Annotated in this window: 20 protein-coding genes; all 20 read left to right on the top strand. The window is 55.6% G+C overall.

The window, feature by feature from the left end; genetic code table 11:
* The first annotated feature begins 60 nt into the window (after positions 1-60).
* Positions 61-1,236 (top strand): glycosyltransferase, encoded by a 1,176-nt coding sequence (locus ACI0FG_RS01010; RefSeq protein ID WP_419786696.1) that lies wholly within the window; start codon positions 61-63, stop codon positions 1,234-1,236.
* Between the two features lie 39 nt (positions 1,237-1,275).
* Positions 1,276-3,006 carry a radical SAM protein gene (locus ACI0FG_RS01005; RefSeq protein WP_419786695.1) on the top strand — a complete coding sequence of 577 codons (1,731 nt, stop codon included), beginning with the start codon at positions 1,276-1,278 and terminating at the stop codon, positions 3,004-3,006.
* Positions 3,007-3,017: 11 nt separating this feature from the next.
* The gene (locus ACI0FG_RS01000; protein WP_419786694.1) at positions 3,018-4,052 is read left to right on the top strand and encodes a DegT/DnrJ/EryC1/StrS family aminotransferase; all 1,035 of its coding nucleotides are present in this window, start codon (positions 3,018-3,020) and stop codon (positions 4,050-4,052) included.
* A 30-nt stretch (positions 4,053-4,082) separates the two neighbouring features.
* The gene (locus ACI0FG_RS00995; protein WP_419786693.1) at positions 4,083-4,757 is read left to right on the top strand and encodes a PIG-L deacetylase family protein; all 675 of its coding nucleotides are present in this window, start codon (positions 4,083-4,085) and stop codon (positions 4,755-4,757) included.
* Positions 4,754-5,476: a cytidylyltransferase domain-containing protein gene (locus tag ACI0FG_RS00990; protein WP_419786692.1), complete on the top strand. Its 723-nt coding sequence runs from the start codon at positions 4,754-4,756 to the stop codon at positions 5,474-5,476. The genes ACI0FG_RS00995 and ACI0FG_RS00990 overlap by 4 nt, the downstream gene beginning before the upstream one ends.
* A complete protein-coding gene (locus tag ACI0FG_RS00985; RefSeq protein WP_419786691.1) occupies positions 5,473-6,141 on the top strand; it encodes a WbqC family protein in 669 nt (222 codons plus the stop codon). Before ACI0FG_RS00990 ends, ACI0FG_RS00985 begins: the two co-directional genes overlap by 4 nt.
* A complete protein-coding gene (locus ACI0FG_RS00980; RefSeq protein ID WP_419786690.1) occupies positions 6,138-7,937 on the top strand; it encodes a carbamoyltransferase C-terminal domain-containing protein in 1,800 nt (599 codons plus the stop codon). The genes ACI0FG_RS00985 and ACI0FG_RS00980 overlap by 4 nt, the downstream gene beginning before the upstream one ends.
* Before the next feature lie 18 nt (positions 7,938-7,955).
* Positions 7,956-8,954: an N-acetylneuraminate synthase family protein gene (locus tag ACI0FG_RS00975; RefSeq protein WP_419786689.1), complete on the top strand. Its 999-nt coding sequence runs from the start codon at positions 7,956-7,958 to the stop codon at positions 8,952-8,954.
* Positions 8,955-8,958: 4 nt separating this feature from the next.
* On the top strand, positions 8,959-9,972 hold the full coding sequence (locus ACI0FG_RS00970) for a PseG/SpsG family protein (RefSeq protein WP_419786688.1): 1,014 nt from the start codon (positions 8,959-8,961) through the stop codon (positions 9,970-9,972).
* Positions 9,969-10,952: a radical SAM/SPASM domain-containing protein gene (locus ACI0FG_RS00965; RefSeq protein WP_419786687.1), complete on the top strand. Its 984-nt coding sequence runs from the start codon at positions 9,969-9,971 to the stop codon at positions 10,950-10,952. The genes ACI0FG_RS00970 and ACI0FG_RS00965 overlap by 4 nt, the downstream gene beginning before the upstream one ends.
* Positions 10,953-10,957: 5 nt before the next feature.
* The gene (locus tag ACI0FG_RS00960) at positions 10,958-12,106 is read left to right on the top strand and encodes a methyltransferase (protein WP_419786686.1); all 1,149 of its coding nucleotides are present in this window, start codon (positions 10,958-10,960) and stop codon (positions 12,104-12,106) included.
* A gap of 33 nt (positions 12,107-12,139) precedes the next feature.
* Positions 12,140-13,837 (top strand): carbamoyltransferase family protein, encoded by a 1,698-nt coding sequence (locus ACI0FG_RS00955; RefSeq protein WP_419786685.1) that lies wholly within the window; start codon positions 12,140-12,142, stop codon positions 13,835-13,837.
* Between the two features lies 1 nt (position 13,838).
* Positions 13,839-14,822: a class I SAM-dependent methyltransferase gene (locus ACI0FG_RS00950; protein WP_419786684.1), complete on the top strand. Its 984-nt coding sequence runs from the start codon at positions 13,839-13,841 to the stop codon at positions 14,820-14,822.
* The gene (locus tag ACI0FG_RS00945) at positions 14,815-15,810 is read left to right on the top strand and encodes a radical SAM protein (protein WP_419786683.1); all 996 of its coding nucleotides are present in this window, start codon (positions 14,815-14,817) and stop codon (positions 15,808-15,810) included. Before ACI0FG_RS00950 ends, ACI0FG_RS00945 begins: the two co-directional genes overlap by 8 nt.
* Before the next feature lie 37 nt (positions 15,811-15,847).
* Positions 15,848-17,050, top strand: a complete 1,203-nt coding sequence (locus ACI0FG_RS00940) for a B12-binding domain-containing radical SAM protein (RefSeq protein WP_419786682.1) — start codon at positions 15,848-15,850, stop codon at positions 17,048-17,050.
* The gene (locus ACI0FG_RS00935) at positions 17,013-17,186 is read left to right on the top strand and encodes a hypothetical protein (protein ID WP_419786681.1); all 174 of its coding nucleotides are present in this window, start codon (positions 17,013-17,015) and stop codon (positions 17,184-17,186) included. The genes ACI0FG_RS00940 and ACI0FG_RS00935 overlap by 38 nt, the downstream gene beginning before the upstream one ends.
* 103 nt (positions 17,187-17,289) lie before the next feature.
* Positions 17,290-18,147: a GNAT family N-acetyltransferase gene (locus tag ACI0FG_RS00930; protein WP_419786680.1), complete on the top strand. Its 858-nt coding sequence runs from the start codon at positions 17,290-17,292 to the stop codon at positions 18,145-18,147.
* Positions 18,144-19,082, top strand: a complete 939-nt coding sequence (locus tag ACI0FG_RS00925) for a hypothetical protein (RefSeq protein ID WP_419786679.1) — start codon at positions 18,144-18,146, stop codon at positions 19,080-19,082. The genes ACI0FG_RS00930 and ACI0FG_RS00925 overlap by 4 nt, the downstream gene beginning before the upstream one ends.
* A gap of 43 nt (positions 19,083-19,125) precedes the next feature.
* Entirely contained in the window at positions 19,126-20,046 is a 921-nt protein-coding gene (locus tag ACI0FG_RS00920) for a class I SAM-dependent methyltransferase (RefSeq protein WP_419786678.1), read from the top strand.
* 49 nt (positions 20,047-20,095) lie between these two features.
* Positions 20,096-20,905, top strand: coding sequence for a sulfotransferase family protein (locus ACI0FG_RS00915; RefSeq protein ID WP_419788335.1), 810 nt, complete (start codon positions 20,096-20,098; stop codon positions 20,903-20,905).
* Positions 20,906-20,927: the final 22 nt, after the last annotated feature.

Genomic DNA, 20,927 nt, shown 5'->3' with positions numbered 1-20,927 from the left:
AACGCGCAATCCACCACGTTTGAACCGGAACGCCCCATTCAGGAAGACATATTCGCGGCATTGATCAGCCACAACACACTGTGTATTGACTTTTTGTTCCAATTTACTGTACAAAAAAAATCAATCTGCCTGCCGGTGAACCGCAGGCCACATGTAACCATTTACCCAGTTGGACTGCACCTGGCTCAAAAGATGAACATCTACATCGCATTGGATATAGTCGAAGGCGCATACGGAGGATCGCACAAATTCCTCGGAACGCTGCGAGACTACTTCCGACGCCACGGCCGTTACGCCGAGAGTCCGGAAGACGCAGACGCCATACTCTTCAACAGCTGCCAAAATCACTTTCAGGTGGCGCGCCAGAAGTTGCTCCACCCCAACAAGATTTTCATCCAGCGAGTAGACGGCCACCCCAACCTGTACAACCACGCCGCAGACCCCAGGGGCGCTATCATCAATGCACAAAACGCACTCCTCGCGGACGGCTCCATTTTTCAATCAGATTGGTCACACAGGGTAAACAAGGAAATGGGCCTGCAAGACAAGCCGTTCGAGACAGTCATCCTCAACGCGCCCAACCATGTGCTGTTCCACGGGGAGCACGGAGCACCCCCGCCAAAAGCCGATGAAAAGCTGAAAGTAATCATTTCAAGCTGGTCTCCCAATGCAAACAAGGGATTCCCGATATACCAATGGCTGGATGAACATCTTGATTTCGACCGGTACGAAGTGACCTTCGTCGGGAATTCGCCGATACGGTTCAACAATATCAAGATGATCCCCCCCCAGCCCCCGGAAGGCGTCGCCCGCCTGCTACGTGCGCATAACGTCTTTTTGTTTGCATCCCGTTTGGAAACATGCTCCAACGCCCTCATTGAAGCGATGCACTGCGGCCTTCCGGCCCTCGCCCTCAACGATGGGGGTAACCCAGAAATCGTGGGACAAGGCGGGGAGCTTTTCGTTTCCAGGGAAGAAATCCCGCAACTCCTGGAAAAAATCAAAGCCGGTTACGAAGGGTACAAAACGGGAATCAGCCTGCCGTCCCTGGATGAAGTCGGGAACCACTATCTCGACTTCTTCGATCAAATACAGGCCGCCGTCGTCAAACAGGCATACCGACCTCTGGGGACTACGTTCCTGCAACGCCTACGGATTAGAAAACAACTTGAAATGTGGAGAGCCCAAGGCCATTTCACGGCGCTGAAACGCCGCATCGGCCTGCTCGGAGTATAGCAGGACAGCGACCGGAAAGCTCTCTAACCAACCAAAAGCATGAACAGCATATTCGTCATCAAAGCAAGCCGAAACTCGCCTCATTTCCGCAACCGCTACGAAGTAAGCATCGCGGACAAGAAGCCCCTACCCTTTCTCGTAGAAAGACTCCGCCAATCAAAAACGGTAAGCCGCATCATCCTTAACACATCCGACTCCCCCAATGACGACCGCCTCGTTGTAGAAATGGCCGCTTTGGGTATTCCGGCGGTCAGAGGACCCTACGAAGATTCGCTGAAAAGGTTGCGGCTGGCCGCAGAGGCTTCGGGAGCTGACACCCTGGTCAAAATTTCGGGCAATTATCCATTGCTGGACATCGAGGCGGTGGACGAGCTTGTCCGGGCCTTTGAGGAAACCCAATGCCGATATGCCTACAACGAACATTCGGGGGGAGTGGTCCTCGGCCTGGGGGCCGAGGCCGTGGACGCCGCACTGGTCGTCAAGTTTGAGAAGGAAATCCAGGACCCCGTACTTCGCCTCGTGGGTACCCTGAGCTTCCGCAGCCTGCTCGCACCTCCTGATATTCTTCAGATAAGCGTCGAATCTCCCAGGCCAAGCTATCGAGCCAATCTCGCTGTTCCCGAAGATGTCCTGTACATCAACAAAATCATTTCTGGGTGCGACCAACTGCGTAACCAGGGAATAGCCCAATACCTTGATGACAACCCAATACTGGTCAAATACGCCCAAAACAACATCGAAGGACCGCAGGAAGTCGGCCTGGAAAAACTGTTTTTGTTCCCCGGCAAGATGGAGGCTCTTCTTCCTTCCCCCGAAAAGAACGGGCCGGACGCGACCTATCCCGTTAGCGTTGAGCTTTCCCTAACCAACCGCTGCAACCTTGCCTGTAAATGGTGCTCCGACAAGGCTCTCAGGATGCGGGCAATGGAAGACCTTGATATTTCCATTCTCAAAAATCTGCTTGAGGATCTGGCGGCCAACGGTACCAAAGGCATTGTCATAGAAGGAGGCGGAGAACCGACGCTCTATGCCGATTTTTCCGAGGTGGCACTCCACGCAAAAGCCCTGGGGCTCGGGCTTGGCCTGATTACGAATGGCGTCCGGCTACCCGACATTGAAATCCTGAAGCACTTCGACTGGGTGCGTTTTAGCCTGGACGCGGCGTCGACAGAACAATTCCGGACGGGGAAAGGAAAAGACTACTTCCAAAAGGTAATGGCCAATATCCAGACTGCCGCCTCCGCCAAGGCGGGAAGCGGATTGGTGGTGGGTATCGGCTATGTCCTGACAAGCGAAAATGAACAGGGGTTGGAAGACCTGACCTTGAAATTGAGACGGCTGGGGGTCGATTACCTTCAGATACGCCCGGTCATAGATCACCCGGACCTCATGCCGAAGAATTTCAACCTCTCCTATCTTTCCAAGCATTCGCTCGGCGGCTTCAGCGTGGCGATACACAACATGAAGGAGAATGTCATAACCGGCAATTTCTCCCTCCCCTGCCGCGCCCACAGCCTGTCTTCGGTCATCACCGCCAACGGCGACGTCTACCTCTGCGGACGGCTTAACACCCACGAGGATATCCCGCCCATCGGCAACCTCTACAAGAACAGCTTCGCCGAGATATGGAACGGGCAGGAACGCAGACGCCAGTCCGATATGGTGATGGCCCCCAAATTCTGCCAGCAATGGTGCCCGGAGTGCCGGTTGACCAAATACAACATTCTGCTGGACAGGTTATCAAAAATTAAAACACGCAATTTCGTATAGAGGAGTTCACAGTGATCATTCCTTTTCCCGCCTCCGCACAAAAGCGGTACGTCAAATTGCTCGAACAGGTATTCGACTCCGGCTTTCTTTCCGAAGGCGGCCAGGTGGACAGTTTCGAGGAGGAGTTCCAGGCCATGGCCGGGCTGCCCTCCGTGGCCGTATGCAATGGAGGCGCCGCCCTCTACATGCTTTTCGCATATGCCGATGTGGCGGGCGGAGAGGTTATCGTCCCTGCAAACACGTTCTACGCCACCGCCCGGGCTGCCCAACTGGCTGGCGGCGACGTGATTTACGCGGACAGCAACAGACAGGACCTCTGCATCTCGCTTGAAGATGTCAAACGCAAAGTAACGGCAAAGACAAAAGCGGTCTGCGTGGTCCATATCGGTGGGCACATAGCTTTCGACATAGACCGGATCGCGGCCTTTTGCCGGGACAACGACCTCACCCTCATCGAGGATTGCGCCCATTCGCATGGTGCGACATACAACGGCCGACACCCCGGATCGTGGGGGCTTGGCGGCGCGTACTCATTTTACGCCACCAAAACAATGCCTACGGGCGAAGGCGGAATGGTGGTTTCCACGGATACCGACTTTCTGGAGTGGGCCCGCAAGATGCGCAACTACGGCAAACGGGTTGAAAACGGGAAGGTCCATTATGACCTCGACAACGGCTTCAACTTCCGGATGAATGAAATCACTGCGGCCCTGGGGCGGATGCAGCTGGAACGCCTGCCGGAAATATTGCACTGGAAGCGGGCCTTGGCCGCCAAATTCGACACCATATTCCAACAACGGGTCACGCTCCCCGAAGGAATGGTCTCCGGCTACTACAAATATATCGTCTTCGACTACGACCTCAAGGAAACGACGGGGCAGGTTTTTGCCCAAAGCGACTTCGGGCCCGAGATCGAAGGAATCCAATACGATCTTCCGGGAGCCACCTGGATTGCGGCCCACCACCGGTGCGCCCCCATCTGGTATGGGTGGGAACATGCGGACAAGTCGGCCGACGAACTGGCCGGACTATTGCTCGGCTCATAGATTTTCCTTCACGGAGACAAGGAATACCTTATGGACAAAACCGCCAAACAAGTACTGGTCATCGCTCCTCACCTCGACGACGAAGTTCTGGGTTGCGGCTGCGCCATTCTTCACCATGTCGCGCAAGGAGACCGCGTTCACGTGGTCTTTGCCGCCCACCGCGTGTACAACCATGCCTACGACGACACCGCCATGGCCATCCAAAAGGACCATGCGGAAAAGGCGCGGTCCATTCTCGGATATCATGGAGCGGTCTACCTGGATCTTCCGGATGAGAGACTGGACGCCTGCGTCCAGGACATCATCATTCCGCTGGAGGAGGCCGTCGGCACCATTAACCCGCAGATCGTATACTCGCCATTTTGCCAAGACAACAACCAGGACCATCGGGCTGTGGCGGGAGCGGTGCAGGTCGTTCTCCGCCCCATGTCGAGCGCCGTGGAAAGATGGCTCATGTATGAGACCGCGTCCTCGACCGAACAGGCTCCCAACGTTGGCGCCCCGATCTTCGCCCCCACGGTCTACCTGCACGCTGCGAGTTTACTTGAAGCTAAGACTGCGGCCCTGGCCTGCTATGAGGATGAAAACAAGCCTTATCCCCATCCCCGTTCCTCCGAAGGACTGCGCGCCCTGGCTATGAAGCGGGGCATGGAAGCGGGAATGGACATGGCCGAAGCATTCATGATGGTGCGTGAAAGGATATGAAACATTCCAACATTGGCATAGTCATCCAGGCCCGCATGGGCTCAACCCGGCTGCCGGGGAAAAGTCTGCTACCTGTTTTCGGCGACATGCCCCTTGCGGGCATGGTCTTCGCCCGCGCCCTTTCGGCCACCCTGCCCGACAAAGTCATCCTGGCCACAAGCCGGGAAAGCAACTGTGATCCCCTGGCCGCATTGGGCGATCGTATGGGGCTTGAAGTTATCCGCGGGCCAGAGGATGATGTCCTCGCCCGGTTCACCCAAGCCGTCAGGCAGTTCAACCTCGCGCATGTCGTCAGAATATGCGCAGATAATCCTCTGGTCTCCGGAGAAGAAATAGACAACCTCGTCCGGTTCCACCTGGACCGGGGCGCGGACTACTCCCGCAACAACACGCCCGCATCCGGGCTCCCGGACGGGCTCGGCTGCGAAATCATTCGCGCCAGCCTGCTCCTCGACGCGGAACCAGACGCGGACGCGGCTTCGCGGGAACACGTCACCGCCTTTGTCAGCGACCGGCCCGCAGGCTTCACTACCGCCGAGCTGGTGGCGCCCGAGTCGCTCCACTGCCCGAACGCCCGGTTGGACATCGACACGGCGGAGGACCTTGAACGCATGCGCACCTTCATTGCGGGACTCCCTCCGGAGGAAGGGCCGCTATGGTCCACGGCCCGCATCGTCGACCACGCGCGCAAGACGGGCCTGTGCGGAGGCGAAGCATGATCGTCGCCATCCAACAGCCGGAGCATCTGCCTTGGCTGGGCTTCTTCGATAAGATGCGCCGATGCGATCTCTATGTCCTGCTCGACAACGTGCAGTTCAAGAAGCGGTATTTTGAGAACCGCAACAAGATTCTCACGGCAAACGGACCGCAATGGGTTACGGTGCCCGTCATCTCCAAGGGACGGTACACCCAGCCCATCAATCAGGTCATGATCGACAACACCGTCAATTGGAGACGGAAATATCTGGGCAGCGTACAGGCGGCTTATGGCCGAACCCCGTATTTCCCGGAACTTTTTCCCCGGCTGGAGGCTGTGATAAACAAGGAGTTCAGCCGACTGGCGGACCTGAACATCGCGCTCATCGAGATGGTCCGGGACTTCACGGGCATCGACACGCCCATGCGGCTTGCCTCGGACATTCTGCCGGACACCGATGTCCATGGAAGCGACCTGATCCTGGCCCTGAGCAGAGCATCGGGCGCTGACCACTACATCTCAGGACCGGACGGACGCAACTATCTCGACCTTGGAAGTTTTTTGGACGCAAACATCAAGGTGTCCTACCATGACTACAACCACCCGGCGTACGAACAGACCCATGGCGAATTCTCCTCGCATATGTCTGCCGTAGACGCTCTGTTCAATGTAGGAAAACTGCCATGAATATTCTCTCTGTCTTCTGGGGATTTCCCTCCTGCGCCGCCCTGCTCCAGGACGGCAGGCTCACTCGCGCCGTCAGTGAAGAACGATTTTCCCGCACCAAAAACGACGAACGGCTCCCGCTTGAGTCCATCCGATACTGCCTGGAAGGGGTAAAGAATGGAGCTGCGGGTCTCGACTATGTCGCCATCGCCGGAGCGTCGCAGGACTACTGGTATACACTCAAGCGCAAGTCTTCATGGTCCATTGAGGACTACATAACGGAGCAGCGGGAATACTGGCATCCCAAGCTCATTGAGGGGAAAGACGTACATCCCTCGGCCTACCTCTCCGAACGCTTTGATTACGCCCAGTACCCAGAGGCATTCTGGGAGGCTTCCAAAGCAGAGCCGTCCATGGTCGAAAATTTTGCTTCCGTTCACATGCCGAGGATCATTGCCGAGGCCGTAGGCGTGCAGGAAGAAAAAATCCGCATAATGGACCACCACCGCAGCCACGCCTGTTACGGATACTACACAGGCCCGCTCAGGGCGGAAAAAGACGGACCTGTTCTCTCCCTGACCATCGACGGCTGGGGCGACGGCTGCAACGCGACCATCTATCGCTTTGACGGAAACAGCAAAGGCGAACGGCTGTTCGCCTCGCAAGATGCCTTTATTGGACGCATATACCGCTATATCACGCTGGTATTGGGCATGAAGCCCAACGAGCATGAATACAAAGTAATGGGACTGGCCCCCTATTGCAAGGCCCCCATCGCACGCAAGGCCTACGAGGTCTTTGCATCCACCCTGTACGTGGACGGCCTGGACTTCAAATGGAAGATCAAACCCACGGACTCCTACTACTGGTTCAAAGAACGGCTGGAAGGATGCCGGTTCGACGGTATTGCCGCCGGATTGCAGCGTTGGACGGAAGAATTGGTCACGACCTGGGTGGACAACGCGGTGAAAACGTTCGGGATCGATCAGGTCTGCCTGTCCGGAGGCGTGGCCATGAACGTCAAGGCCAACGGGCTGGTGGGCGCGCTGGACAGTGTGAAGCGCCTCCACGTCCCGGGATCGGCGGGTGATGATTCGCTTGCTTTGGGAGCGGCTTACGCTCTGACCGAAGACCTCGGGGAAGAATCAGGCACATGGGATACACGCAAGGTTCATCCGCAGCCGCATCTCTACCTAGGACCGGTCAGGCCTCGGGATGAGGAAGATGCTTTGGTAAAAGGCCTCGCATCCGAGCACTATGAAATCATAGAAAACTACTCGCCGGACCATGTGGCCGACTTGCTTGAGGCCGGCCGCGCCATTGCCCGTTGCGCAGGCAACATGGAGTTCGGACAGCGGGCGTTGGGCAACCGCTCCATCCTGGCCGACCCTATTCATCTCGACATTGTCCCCAAGATAAACCAAGCCATCAAAAACCGCGACTTCTGGATGCCTTTCGCCCCAATCGTCATGGACACCTTTGCCGACCGCTACCTCGTCAATGAGAAGAAGCTCGACGCCCCGTTCATGACCCTGGCCTTTCCCACCACAAGTGAAGGCTGGGCGGCGCTCCCCGCAGGCTGCCACCAGGCGGACCACACCGCCCGTGCGCAGATCCTCACGCGAGACGTCAACCCCGAACTGTACGCGATACTCGAGTCCTTCGCCCGCAAGACCGGACGCGGTGCGCTCCTGAACACCTCGTTCAATCTCCACGGATACCCCATCGTTAATTCCGTAAAAGACGCCATGCACGTCTTTGAAAACTCGGGGTTGGACGCGTTGGTCCTCGAGAAATTCATAATTTACAAACGGTAGCTGAAACGGGAAACAGCAATGACAACATATTCCTCTCCGCTCCTCATCGCCGAAGTCGGCATCAACCACAACGGCGACGTTGAGACCGCCGAGAAGCTCATCCTCTCCGCCCATGCGGCCGGGGCCGACTTCATCAAGCTCCAGTCCTTTGTCATGGAGGATTTTTTCGCACCGGACCTCGACTATTACGAGGAGTCCGCATCGTACGCCCTGACGTTTGAAGAGCAGAGCCACCTCTTTGAGTTGGCTCGAAACAAGGGCATCCCGCTCATCACCACTCCCTTTGAGACGAAAAGCCTGGCATTTCTGGATAGGTTCGACCTGCCCGCCTATAAAATCGCCTCCATGGATTGCGACAACTATCCGTTGATCCGCAAAGTAGCCGAAAAAGGGAAAACCGTGTTCCTGTCCACCGGCATGGCGACGCTGGGTGAAATCGAAAAGGCCGTCAAAACAATCCTGGAGACGGGCAACACCGACATCCACCTGCTACACTGTGTTTCAAATTACCCCACGGCCCCGGAAGAGGTGAACCTCGCCTTTATGCTCAAACTTCGGGACACCTTTGGCCTTAAAACCGGGCTCTCCGATCACACAGTGGGACTGCAAAGCGCCTTCATGGCGGCCACGCTGGGCGCCAGCGCCATCGAAAAACACTACACCCTGGACCGCACCCTGGCGGACGCCTTTCCCGGTGCGGACCATGAGCTGTCCATCAACGAAGAGGAGTTGCGGACGCTTCGCGAATTCTGTGATGCCGTCCCAGTGATCATGGGCGATCCAGCCCGCCCTCTTTCGGCAAATGAAACGCAGGGACGCGCAGGCATGCGCCGCGGCTTTTATGCCCGCCGGGAAATCACAAAGGGGGAAATCCTGAATGAGGACAACCTAGTGGCGTTGCGCCCCGTGCGCGGCGTTCCCGTATCCCTGACGGATGCCGTCATGGGCAGCCAGGCCGCCAGATCCATAAAGAACGGAGCGCCACTGCAGTTCGGCGACTTCGGGAAGCAGGAATAGGCACATGATATTCCGGGTTGACGGAGCAAACATTCACAGCCTGGCCATGGGGCACGTCTACCGTTGTCTCAAGCTGGCCGTCCACTTGGTGAAAACCAGGGGAACGGAAGTGCGCTTTGTTATGCGCGACTATCCGGAGGGTGTTGCCAAAGTACGTGAATACGGATTCCCGGTAACGCCGCTTGCTCCGGACATGACTCTCGAAGAGGAAGTGAAGACGGTGGCGCAAATGGCGGATGGGGAGACTCTGGTGACAGATGTCCGCCGCTACGGACCGGAGGAGACAGCAACCCTGCGAGGCGCGGCACACCTCCATCTGGCTTTCGACGACCTGGGAGGACGGGACCTTTGCCCGCATGTGCTGGTCAACCCCTCGGTTTTACCGAAGCACCGGAACTACCCAGAGCTCCGTAGCGACGTCCGATATTGCCTGGGCCTGGACTACTTCCTGCTCGGCAGCCACGCAGCACCCCCGTGCGAACGTATTTCGCGGGAGGTTTACCGCGCCCTGGTCACCCTTGGGGGAGCGGACCCGGATGACTACGCATCGGCCATGCTCCCATGCATTACGCCGCTGGCCCACGCCTGCTCCTTCACGTTTGTTCTGGGTCCTGCATACGGAAATGCAGCCGGCTTCATAGACCAGATACAAGCTGCTGGGTTGCCGGGCAGGGTGTCCGTGCTGCGGGATATCACAGACCTCCCATCGCTCATGACCACGTTCGACATGGTCATTACGGCCGGGGGCGACACCTGCCTGGAGTCCGCATGGAGCGGCGTTCCCACCGCCATCGCCCCGACCATCGAATATGAAGAAGAAACGGCCACCCACATGGAAGATCTTGGCGTGGCGGTCAACCTTGGAGACATTAAACGAATTCCCCACCATGAGACCACCGGACGCCTCCAGGCCCTGATGGATGACTTTGAGCGCCGACACACCCTTTCCGGTAAAGGAAGACGGCTCGTCGACGGTCACGGTGCGGACAGAATAACAGAGGTTCTTGAAAGAACATGACAAAAGTAAACGTCGACCAATTCGTCCTTGGCTCCAGGAAAAAGGAACTCATGTGGAACCTGATCCGGCGTCATCCAGCCGCCTTCTGGATCAATAGGGCCCAGTGGTATCTTTATCCCAAGCTCAAATATACTGCGGCCTTTCCCATCCACGTGGACTTCGAGGCCTCGTCGCTGTGCAACATGCGTTGCCCCATGTGCTTCCGCCCGCATCGGGCGGATAAGAGCGACGGGAACATGGATTTCGACATGTACTGCAAGGCCATCGACGAATGCGCGACCCACGGCCTCTATTCCATCCGCCTTTCCTGGCGCGGCGAGCCCTCCATGAACCCACAATTCGTCGAAATGGTCCGATATGCCAGACAGGCGGGCATCAAGGAAATTTCGACGTTGACCAACGGACTCAAGATAGAAGCAGCCTATGCCGAAGACCTCGTCAGGGCAGGAATCGACTATCTGTCCATCAGCATAGACGGCCTGCACGCAGACTATGACCGCATCCGCAAGCCTGCCAAATTCGAAGAGACGGTCGAACGCATCCGTAACCTGCGCCGCCTCCGGGACTCGATCGGCGGAGGGTTTCCGCGCATCAAGGTCAACACCATCTGGTCGCAGGTCAAAAACAACGCCGATGAGTATTACGGAATCTTCGGCCCCCTGGCCGACATCATCAGCTTCAACCCGGACTATGACTACTCCGAGGAAGCGTGTCCTGTTCCGGCGGACCACTGCTGCCAATATCCTTTCCAACGGCTGAGCGTGAAATGGAATGGAGACGTGCCCATGTGCATCTCCGACTGGGACGCGGAAGAGGTGCTGGGCAACATTGGCCGGGAAAGCCTCAAGTCCATCTGGGATGGAGAAAAAATGCGCCGCATCAGAAAAGACCACGCCACGGGCAACGCCCTCAATTATTCCCCCTGCCGCAAATGCCATCGCCCAGTGACCGAGCAGGTGGGCAACCAACGGATGAAATAAGAGCCATGCTGGGACTCAAAAAGCAGCAATCGCAGCGGCCCGATGTCGCCCTCCTTACCATCCCACCGGATGAGGCAAAGCTCGTGGCGTTCCTGCATACAACCATCGGTACTCTTCTGGGTCGAGGGTACAACGCAGTCAGTAACGTTCCGCTCCGTCGCTATGCCTCCACACATGCGATCCTCGAATACGAAAAAAATCCGTCACCGATGGAGACCAACCGAATTTTTTCGGTTGCCTCTGATCCTGAGGTCCATCGCAAACGCCACCTGGTCACCCAAGGCCTCAATTGGCTGTATTCCTTTTTCTTTCTGTGTATTCCGCAAGAGAAGAAGACCATCACGGGCCAGATGGGTGAAGATTTTTTTGCAACGGCGTGCTCCTTCGGAATCCTTGCCTCTACCCCGGACGGACTGTTCCAAAGCCTTCTGCGTTTTGTGGCAACGGATGATTCCATCTTTCTCACCTCAATTTTTGATCGGACTCAACAACTTTTCACCTACTTCAGCTATGACAGTTTGATCTTTTCCGGCTTGATACGCGCGTCGTTACCTGCCGGACCTTCCCGGAGGATCCTGGACTATTGCTGCGGAACGGGTTTTGTCGGCCTGCAGCAAGCCCAGGAGGAGGACACCCTGGTCGGCATCGACATTTCGGAAGCCGCCGTCTGGTTTTCCCGCCTTAACGCAGCGCTCCTGGGGCAAAGCAACACAACATTTATACGGGCAAAAACTCCTCCAGCAGACGATAGATTTGACCTCATCGTCTGCAACCCTCCGTTCATCTTTGACCGGGATGGTAAAACAACAAGCCTTGATTCATCCGGAGGAGGGCACTATGGATGTCAAAAAACAGTGGAATTCCTAGAATTGTTTCAGGACATGCTCACAAATGATGGGCGATGCTTTCTTATTACAAGAACTCCGGTGTTTGAAGACAAAACAATTTACCTTTATGATGTGCTGAAAAACAAAAAATCCCGTTTCGGTGGCAACCTCTCCGTTCTCAGTGCGTCAATATCTCCGCTGGAGGAATGGGAACGGGAATTAGGTATCATCGACTACTACCATGTACTCCTATCGTTCCAAGCCTCCGCGCCGATGATATGGACACTCCAGCAGCCCGCTAACGGGTACTATCGGTTTGCCTTTTAAGCCACCCGTCGAAAACACTGCATGAGGAACCCTATGCACATTCTTGGACTCAACGACTCCAACTCCGCAGCCGCCATCATCCGCGACGGCAAGCTGATCGCGGCCGCACGCGAGGAACGTTTTGACCGAATCAAAAATTCCGACGCTTTCCCGGCCAAGGCCGTGAGCTACTGCCTGAAAGCGGCGGGAATCAGCATCTCGGAAGTGGACCATGTGGTCTTTGCATGGAATCCGGGACACGAACTCGAACCTCTGGATGACACCGCCGCTGTCCGTGAGCACAAACAGTTCCTGCACTATGTGCCGAACAATCTGCTGGCGTTCGTTGGGGGGCACAAGAGCAACAAACGCATAGGGGCCATCAGCCAACGGCTGGAAATGCCCGGCTGGGATATGGACATCCACTATCTTCCGCATCACCAATGCCATGCGGCGGGTGCATTTTTCGTCAGTCCTTACGACGAAGCCTTGGTTCTCACCGGCGACGCATATGGCGACGACATTACCACCCAACTGTTTCACGGCAGGGGCAACAAACTGACACCACTGGCCGAGACCAAGTTCCCGCACTCCATAGGATCGGTCTACGCGGCAGTAACCCAATATCTCGGGTTCCGCGCCAACATCGACGAATGGAAGGTCATGGGCCTCTCTCCCTACGGCGACAAGACCTATTACGACGAATTCGCGCGCATCCTGCGCTTTGACGAAAAAACCGGACGGATCAAGGTCGATCTCGACTATTTCACCTATTATATCTGGTCGCCCAGGCGGTATAGCGATCTGTTCGAAGAACGATTCGGCCCTGAGCGCTACTACGGCGATGCAATTGAACAAAGGCACAAGGATATCGCGGCCAGCTTCCAGGCCGTGGTGGAGGATGTCTATATCGCGGCCATTCGCTACGGGGTGGAAAAAACCGGAACCCGCAACCTGTGCCTTTCGGGCGGCTGCGCCATGAACAGCAAGATGAACGGGCGCATCCTGGCCGAAGGTGTTGTCGACAATCTGTATGTACAGTCCTCAGCGGACGACGGCGGGGCCTGCCTCGGTGCCTGTTTCTACTACTGGAACGGCGTGCTAGGACACCCGCGGGAGTTTGAATACACCCACGACTTCTGGGGGCCGGGATTCACGGACGAGGAAATCCGGGAGGCACTTGAAGATGCCAAGCAGCCCTATGAACAGGTGGACAACATCGAGGCTACGGCCGCAGCCTTTATTGCACAGGGCAACATCGTAGGATGGTTCCAGGGTCGCCAGGAATACGGCCAACGGGCTCTGGGCAACCGATCCATTCTGGCCGATCCCCGCTCACCGGAAATGAAGGACCGCATCAACGCCTGCGTCAAGCACCGGGAAGAATTCCGCCCCTTTGCCCCGTCCATTCAGGAAGAACGCACGGGCGAATACTTTGAGGTGGACTACCCGGTTCCCTTCATGCAAAAGGTCTTCCTCATTCGCGAAGATAAGCGCAAGGACATCCCCGCAGTAACCCATGTGGACGGCAGCGGCCGACTGCAGACGGTCTCGCGCAAGACCAACCCCCGATACTGGCGACTCATAGACGAGTTCAGCAAACTCTCCGGAGTGCCCATCGTGCTCAACACCTCGTTCAATGATAACGACGAACCCATCGTCACCTCACCCAAGGACGCGCTGCGCTGCTTCTCTGGAACCGGTATGGATATACTGTGCATCGGCCAATACGTGGTGAAAAAGGGAGCCTGACATGACCACCGCCTTTGAACGATACCTTGCCAGCCCCGCGGGCGAGGCCATGGCCCGTAAATGGGCCTACATGCCGCTGACGCAGGAGGTCCCCTGCCCGCTGTGTGGCGCCCGGTCCCATACCTTGTGGTACAGCCTCGGCCAGGGCCGGGCCGTTCGGTGCGCTCGGTGCGGGATGAAATACGTTTCTCCCCGGCTCAGCGAGGAACAGCTCGGCGAATACTACGCCGCCATGTATACCGACCCCCTGTTCCGCAAGGACTTTGAAGGCCGGGAACACGATTTTTTCGGCGACCCCGAGGAACGGCGAAAAAAAATCAGAGACCGGCACGTTGAGATTGAGCTGACAGACGCTTTTGCGCCAAAAGGCCGGGTACTTGATATCGGCAGCGGGTCAGGCCTGTATTTCGAAGGACTGGCTCCGGGCAAGGAATTGCACGGAGTAGAATGCTCACCGGATGCGGCCGAGTTCACACGACAACGGTTCAATGCCGAGATAACAACCCGGGACATGATGGAATCCGAGTTTCCAGAAAATTACTTCGACGTCATCAACATGACCTACCTGGTGGAGCACCTCATCCGACCACAGCAGGCGATTGAAAAGGTCGTCCGCTGGCTCAGGCCCGGAGGCATGCTCCTGGTCAGCTCTCCCAACTGGGACGGACCGGCGGCCCGGATATTCCGTGAAACGTTCCGACTCAACGACCCGTGCCAGCACATCAACCTGTGGGGTCCGCGAACCTTGTCCAGCCTTCTGCTGGAAGCCGGGCTGCCCCGACCAAAGATACACCGACCCTATTTTAAAACCGAATATTTCAACCGATACGAAGTCATGCGACTTCTCAGAAACAGCCTGCTGCGCCTCTGCCTGCCCGCCCTGACCGCCTTGGGCATCAACCCGCAGCCCGACAAAATTCTGTCTCCGCCCTGTTGGGGGAGCATCATTGTTTTGGAAACCTACAAGGAGCTATGTCATGTATAGATACAAGAACTCCCCCGACGACGATCCCTACCGCGAGCTGTGGTCCCGCGACCAGTGGCTGCATCCCCTGGAAAACGCCGACACCATGCGCTTCCCGCTGGTGATCACCGTGGAGCCGACCAATGCCTGCCAGAACCGATGCCTGTACTGCTCCCGCCAGCTCATGGACCGAAAGATCGGCTACATGGACATGGAGGTCATGGACCGGATATCCCATGAAGCCGGCAAGCACCGGGCAGCCATTCGCCACGGAGGCTTTGGGGAACCCCTGCTCCATCCCCGCATCGTGGACATCGTCGCCAACAACAAGAAGCACGATGTTCTGACTACCATTTTTTCCAACTGCCACCAGATGAACGAAGACATGATGCGCGCCTTCGTGGACCTCGGCCTGGATGAAATCAGGTTTTCCTCCTCCGGCCTGACCCCGGAGGAACACAATGCGGTTCGATGCAACAGTGACTACGAGGACGATTTCGCGCGTAAGCTGGAAATGGCGTACAACATACGGGAAAAAATGAATGCGAAAGCGCCGTTTCTGACCCTGTACACCAATGTACTGGATTACCGCAGCGAAGCCTTTACCGAGCACGTGGAAGGGTACTTCGAACACTTCCTTCAGTTCGCCGACAAGGTGGACATCGACCTGACCATGTTTTCCCGCGTCAAGGAACTGGAGCATGTCAAAAAGTATGTCGAGCAGCAGAGCATCAGGGAAGAACACAAACGCTGCGTGACTCTGTTCCTCAAAGTCATTGCCCACTGGAACGGCGACATCTTTGCCTGCGACTGCTGCTACAACCATGAAGACGACTTCTACCTCGGCACCATGGGTAAGGACGGCTTCACCATTGAGCAGGGCTATCTATCGGACAAGATTCAGCAATTACGCCAAGAACTGAGCTTCGCCATGGGCCACGACGAATTTGCCCTCTGCCGGGACTGCTATTCGAACACCACGAAATGGGACGAGACCACGACCAAGTAGCCCAGACAAGGGCAATCGCAGCAGGAGTGGGAAATAGATGAATGTAGCCCCCATAAACTTGGCGCCTCAGGAGCCTGGCACAAGTCATACCGAGGTGTCACCAATACTGAAAAACAAATTCAGTCAACTGCACTATCCGACAGGCCTCAGCATCATTGCAGGAGTTCTCGAAAGTGCGGGGGTGGAATTCAAGACATACGACACGTACACCTTTAATTCCCATGAGGAGGTGTTACGGTGCCTAGTCGAGGACAACTGCGACATCCTGATGACTTTCGGCTACTTGGGGAATTACACATATTCCTTTTTTAAAAGGTATTTCGGTCTCATCAAGCAGCGACTGCCCCAATGCCGGATTGTCGTCGGAGGCCCAATCGCCTCCACTATTCCCGAGCATCTCATCAAATACGCCCATGTTGATATCGCTGTCATTGGCGAAGGCGAGGAGACAACGATTGACTTAGTGGACACGCTGGGAAAGGGGCGGGATCTGGCGGCGGTCAAGGGCATCGCCTTCAGGAAGCAAAATAAGATGCAACTTACCGAGCCTCGACGCAGACTTGCCGATCTCGATGCGTGGCTGCTTCCCGATCTGAACAGGTTCAATGCAGCTCCGTACATTGATTTCCTGAAACGGACAAACCGATGTTGGGAGCTCGTCGCATCTAGAGGCTGCTATGGTAAATGCACCTTTTGCCGGCGTGTTTTCGGTAGTAAAATAACGAGAATCTCGCCACCAAGAGCGTTTGAACTCATGCATCAGGTATACACGAAATTTGGCCTGACCCGGTTCAGTTTCGTAGACGACAACTTCCTGTCAAACACGAGTCAGGCTGAAGGATTCGCCAATGTCCTTCAGGCGCAGGACATGGACTACCAGTGGCGCTTTCAAGCCCGGGTGGATGCCATTTCACCAGAAATAATCCAAAGACTGAGCTCGCTGGGACTCTTCGATGTCTCCTTTGGCGTCGAATCTGGCAGCGATAAAATGCTCAAAAGCTATCGGAAAAAGATCACATCCGAAGAAATCATACGCGTCTTGAGTAACGTCAAAAAACACGTTGACATACACGCAACATTCATCGTTGGAGGACCGGGCGAGGATTGGAGCACGGTCGAAGAGACCGCAGAACTCATCCGTCGCCTGGAACTCAACAATGCGGGAGTCGGCATCCTGACCCCATCTCCGGACACGGAAATTTATGAAGAGGCTCTCAAAAAAAGGCATTATCCGCAATGAGGACAAATACTTCCATGAACTCGGACCTGTCTATGCGCATCCGTATGTAAATATGAACGACCTTAGCGATGAGGAATTGCTCCAGGCAAAAGATTACCTGGAAGGCATCTCACGGGAGTTCGGCGAGTATACCTAGCCTGGGACCGACGCGTTCCAAAGGGTCCACCGCATTGCCCCTACCAGACACCACCAACGCCGCGGCGGTATCAGCAACGAACAAAAGGCGCCCCAATAGCATAATGACGAACAACTGGATCAAATACCATTCCGCACAACAGCAACAATGCGGGTATCCTGACATTCTCCACTCGAACACTCCCGACGGGCTAGCGGTGGAAGAAAATAGTGGCTGGTCGTATATTCAGACTCCGCCGCTGAACCTGCAGTCACTCGAACTCCCCGTAGTCAAGCAACTTACCTGGATAGGAGACGGCCCTGCGGATGCCGAGGCCCTGAAGGCAAGCCTGGGCACGGCGCCCTGCCACCTCCTGGTTGAAAGCTATAATACAGATGTACTCGCCATTCTGGGCAAGATGAACGTACAACGGACGATTTTCTCCCAAATCAAGTTGCTGTGCCATATCGACGAATTTCGATCCAGCCAGAAGAAGCTCCCGAAAGATGTATGCATCCGAAATATGATCCCGGGGGAAGATGAGTTGCGATACGCCGAATTCTACAACAAAGCCCTCGGGTTCCTTGGCAGCATTGTGGACACGAGCTTCGTACGGCAAATAGAAAAAAGAGCTAGTTTTGACCCGTCCGGATATTTCCTGGCGGAAAAAAATGAGGAAGTAGTTGGATTTCTCTCCATCGAGTCAGAGCCTTGGGGGCGTCCCGGCTCCGGATTCGGATACATTTTCCAAATCGGAACAGACGACGAATATCACGGTTCCCCACTCGCCGCTTCCCTGTTGGGAAACGCTATGGATTTCGCTAGAGCACGCAATCTTGACCGCATCGGCGTGGGGGTCCGGCAAAGCAATACCCGTGCCCGCTCATTCTTTGCCAAGCACGGATTCCAAGAGAGCTTCCGCGTAGTCGGCTATCAGTTCAATCCTCAAAGCCAACCTCCGCATTGGAACCACGCCATATGACCATTTCCAGACAAACACAAAAATACGACACGCTTTTCAACTGTCTGAAGGCCGGGACCAACCGCTACATCTCCCGTCCGGAAACCATCCACCGCTGGATCCAAAATAGAAAAGTTTCGTACGATGTTTACGATTTTGAACGTCTCCATAAGGAGCGGAAAAAGTCGGACACACTTTTTGTTCTCGGCGGCAGTACGTCGATCAACAATATAACCTCCGCCCAATGGGCCCACGTTGCCGAACACGACTCGCTGGGCCTCAACTGGTGGCTACTCCACGATTTCATCCCAAGCTTCCACTGCACAAACTATCCGCGCCGCTCATACCATTTTAAAAAATTCATAGAAATCATGGGAGAACGGTCACAGAGGTGTTCTCAAACCGTTTTTATGGTCTCCGGCAACCGCGCGGTCACTCGAGGAATCCACCCACGGATACTTCCCGACTTTTATCCTCCAAACAGCCTATTTCTCCCGTATGAATATCCGGAGCCGCTTTATCTGACATCCGATCACTCTTTCAAGGCTTCACACTTTGAGAAATCAATCAATTACAGAGGGGTGATGGGGTTCGTCATGCACTTCGCCGCGACGATGTGCTATTCCAAAATTGTCCTTCTCGGCGTCGATCTCCTCGACAGCGTTCATTTCTACGACAACCACCCCCTGATGCAATGGCAGGAAAAAGCCCAGTACGTAGAGCCTCTCGTCCAACGCAAACAAACCATACACGCGACCATGTCGGACAAAGGGAACAAACACCCGGTCGACAGTTACCTAGTTGCGCTAAACGACCTCTATTTTCGTCCCCGGGGAGTCCGCATTTTCGCCGGGTCCCCCATCTCGAGGCTCGCCGACCGACTGTCGGTTTATCAATTCCCGACAACAGGCGATCACCAGGGAACGACCACGGGCTCTAGCCTGAAAGAAGCTTAACCAACATAACCTCCGGACCTAGCGCAAACAAAACCGCACCAATATGAAAAAACTGAAACACTGCCCGCTTTGCAATGGGACACGATTTCACCCTGTAAGAGGGTTCGACATTAAGCCGCCGCCGGAGGTATATGCAAGGCTGGGTCTGCCCGACACCGTCAGTTGGTGGGCCGTTTGCAAAACGTGTGGGTTCTTCTTCCAAAACCCCCGCCCGACGACGGAAGCCATCCTCAACATTTATGCGAAGGGCATTTACCGCCAGGACAGGGAATATGACGAACAGTTCTTCCTGGATCGATATGACCGCCCCCTCGGCCATCTAGATTGGTGCGGGCGGCATGTCGAACTACAACAAAAACTGCGCATCCTTGACATTGGTGCCGGATACGGCGGCGCGGTACGAGCTTTTCGCGACCGGGGGAATGAGGCCGTGGGTATTGAACTGGATGGATCCCTCATTGAAATGGCAGAGAATCGATACAATGTGGATCTGGTCCAGACCAGCATCGAAGACACAAAGCTTGAACCGGAGAGCTTCGACCTCATATACTCCAGTCACGTCCACGAGCACTTCGACGACTTCTCCGCCATCAACCGGAAGCTGTACACCCTGCTCAGCCCCGGCGGCCATCTCCTCTGTATTCTGCCGACCTACAGGCTCTCTCCCCATGGGTACCGGTTCGCCAACGTGTTCCACAATTCCATGTTCACGGCTGTCTCTCTCCACAATATGTTTGTCCAGGCGGGGCTGGCCCCGGTCCGAATCATGTATCCGCTGCACGAATCTCTGCCCGAAGTGTGGGGCGTGGCGACCAAGCCGGCCCATGGCATGCCCACCGCCTTCAAGAACGACTGGTGGCGTTTTGTCGCCGCCGAGTTGAGGTTGGCCCCTCCGGTCATGCGATTTTACTACAGACATCTGTTCCGCTATGCTTATCGGCTACAAAGGGATCGAGTCTTCTAAGGACGAACGGATCGACACAGACAATGCCTCCTGGAGAAACTAAGTGAAAATGTTCTTCCCTATAGGTTTTCAGCGCAGTGGAACCACCCTGCTCAACTACCTGCTCAATGAGCACCCGGCCATAGTGAGTTATAGCGAGTGGGAGTTGGTCTATTGGATCCACACTGGTAATGAACGCCTGTTGATCGACCCCCAGGCCGATTCCTACGTCAAAATTCTGCGGGATCATCCCATCGATTCGGAGGCCTATTCCCTGCTGGCCTGGGCCTACATCAAAGGTGAGCTCTCCATTGTCGACTTCGTTCGGCGGTCTTATATGCTCGGAGTACGGGAAACCACACAGGTGGTAGGCAACAAGGAAGCTATTTCCCTGACGCATTGCCAATATGGGGTAATGAAGAAATTCGCCAAGGACTTTCGGACACTGGGCCCCGTAATCTTCATTGAACGGGACCCGAGAGCCGTGACGGCCTCATTCATCAAGCTCGGCTTTTATCCACCCGACAAAGCGCCACTCAATGAGGCAAACTTGAAACAGTTCGTCATTGACTACGTGAACTGCATGAATGCAAGTGAAAAATACATTCGCCGCTTCCGACGCATCCTGCCGATCCGGTACGAGGATCTGTTATCGAATCCCGTAGACGTACTGCAACGAATCTTCAGCTTCCTCGAGGTGGACGATTCCAGAGAACTGGCCCATTCGATCTGCACAACGTCGGGACAGCGCAGCCGCATGAATTTTACCGGAATTGCTCCCGAGCGGGCCATGAGCTGGGAGAAACGGCTGTCAACGTCCGAGGCTGGATGGATAATGGACTATTATGGGTCGCACCGAAAAACAAAACTTTTCAGTTAAAAGGCAATAGCCTCCCAAGACC

It is taken from the genome of Pseudodesulfovibrio sp. 7M6 (assembly GCF_050058625.1).
Classification (GTDB): Bacteria; Desulfobacterota; Desulfovibrionia; order Desulfovibrionales; family Desulfovibrionaceae; genus Pseudodesulfovibrio; species Pseudodesulfovibrio salinus.
This window is presented reverse-complemented; position numbering and strand designations above follow the sequence as displayed.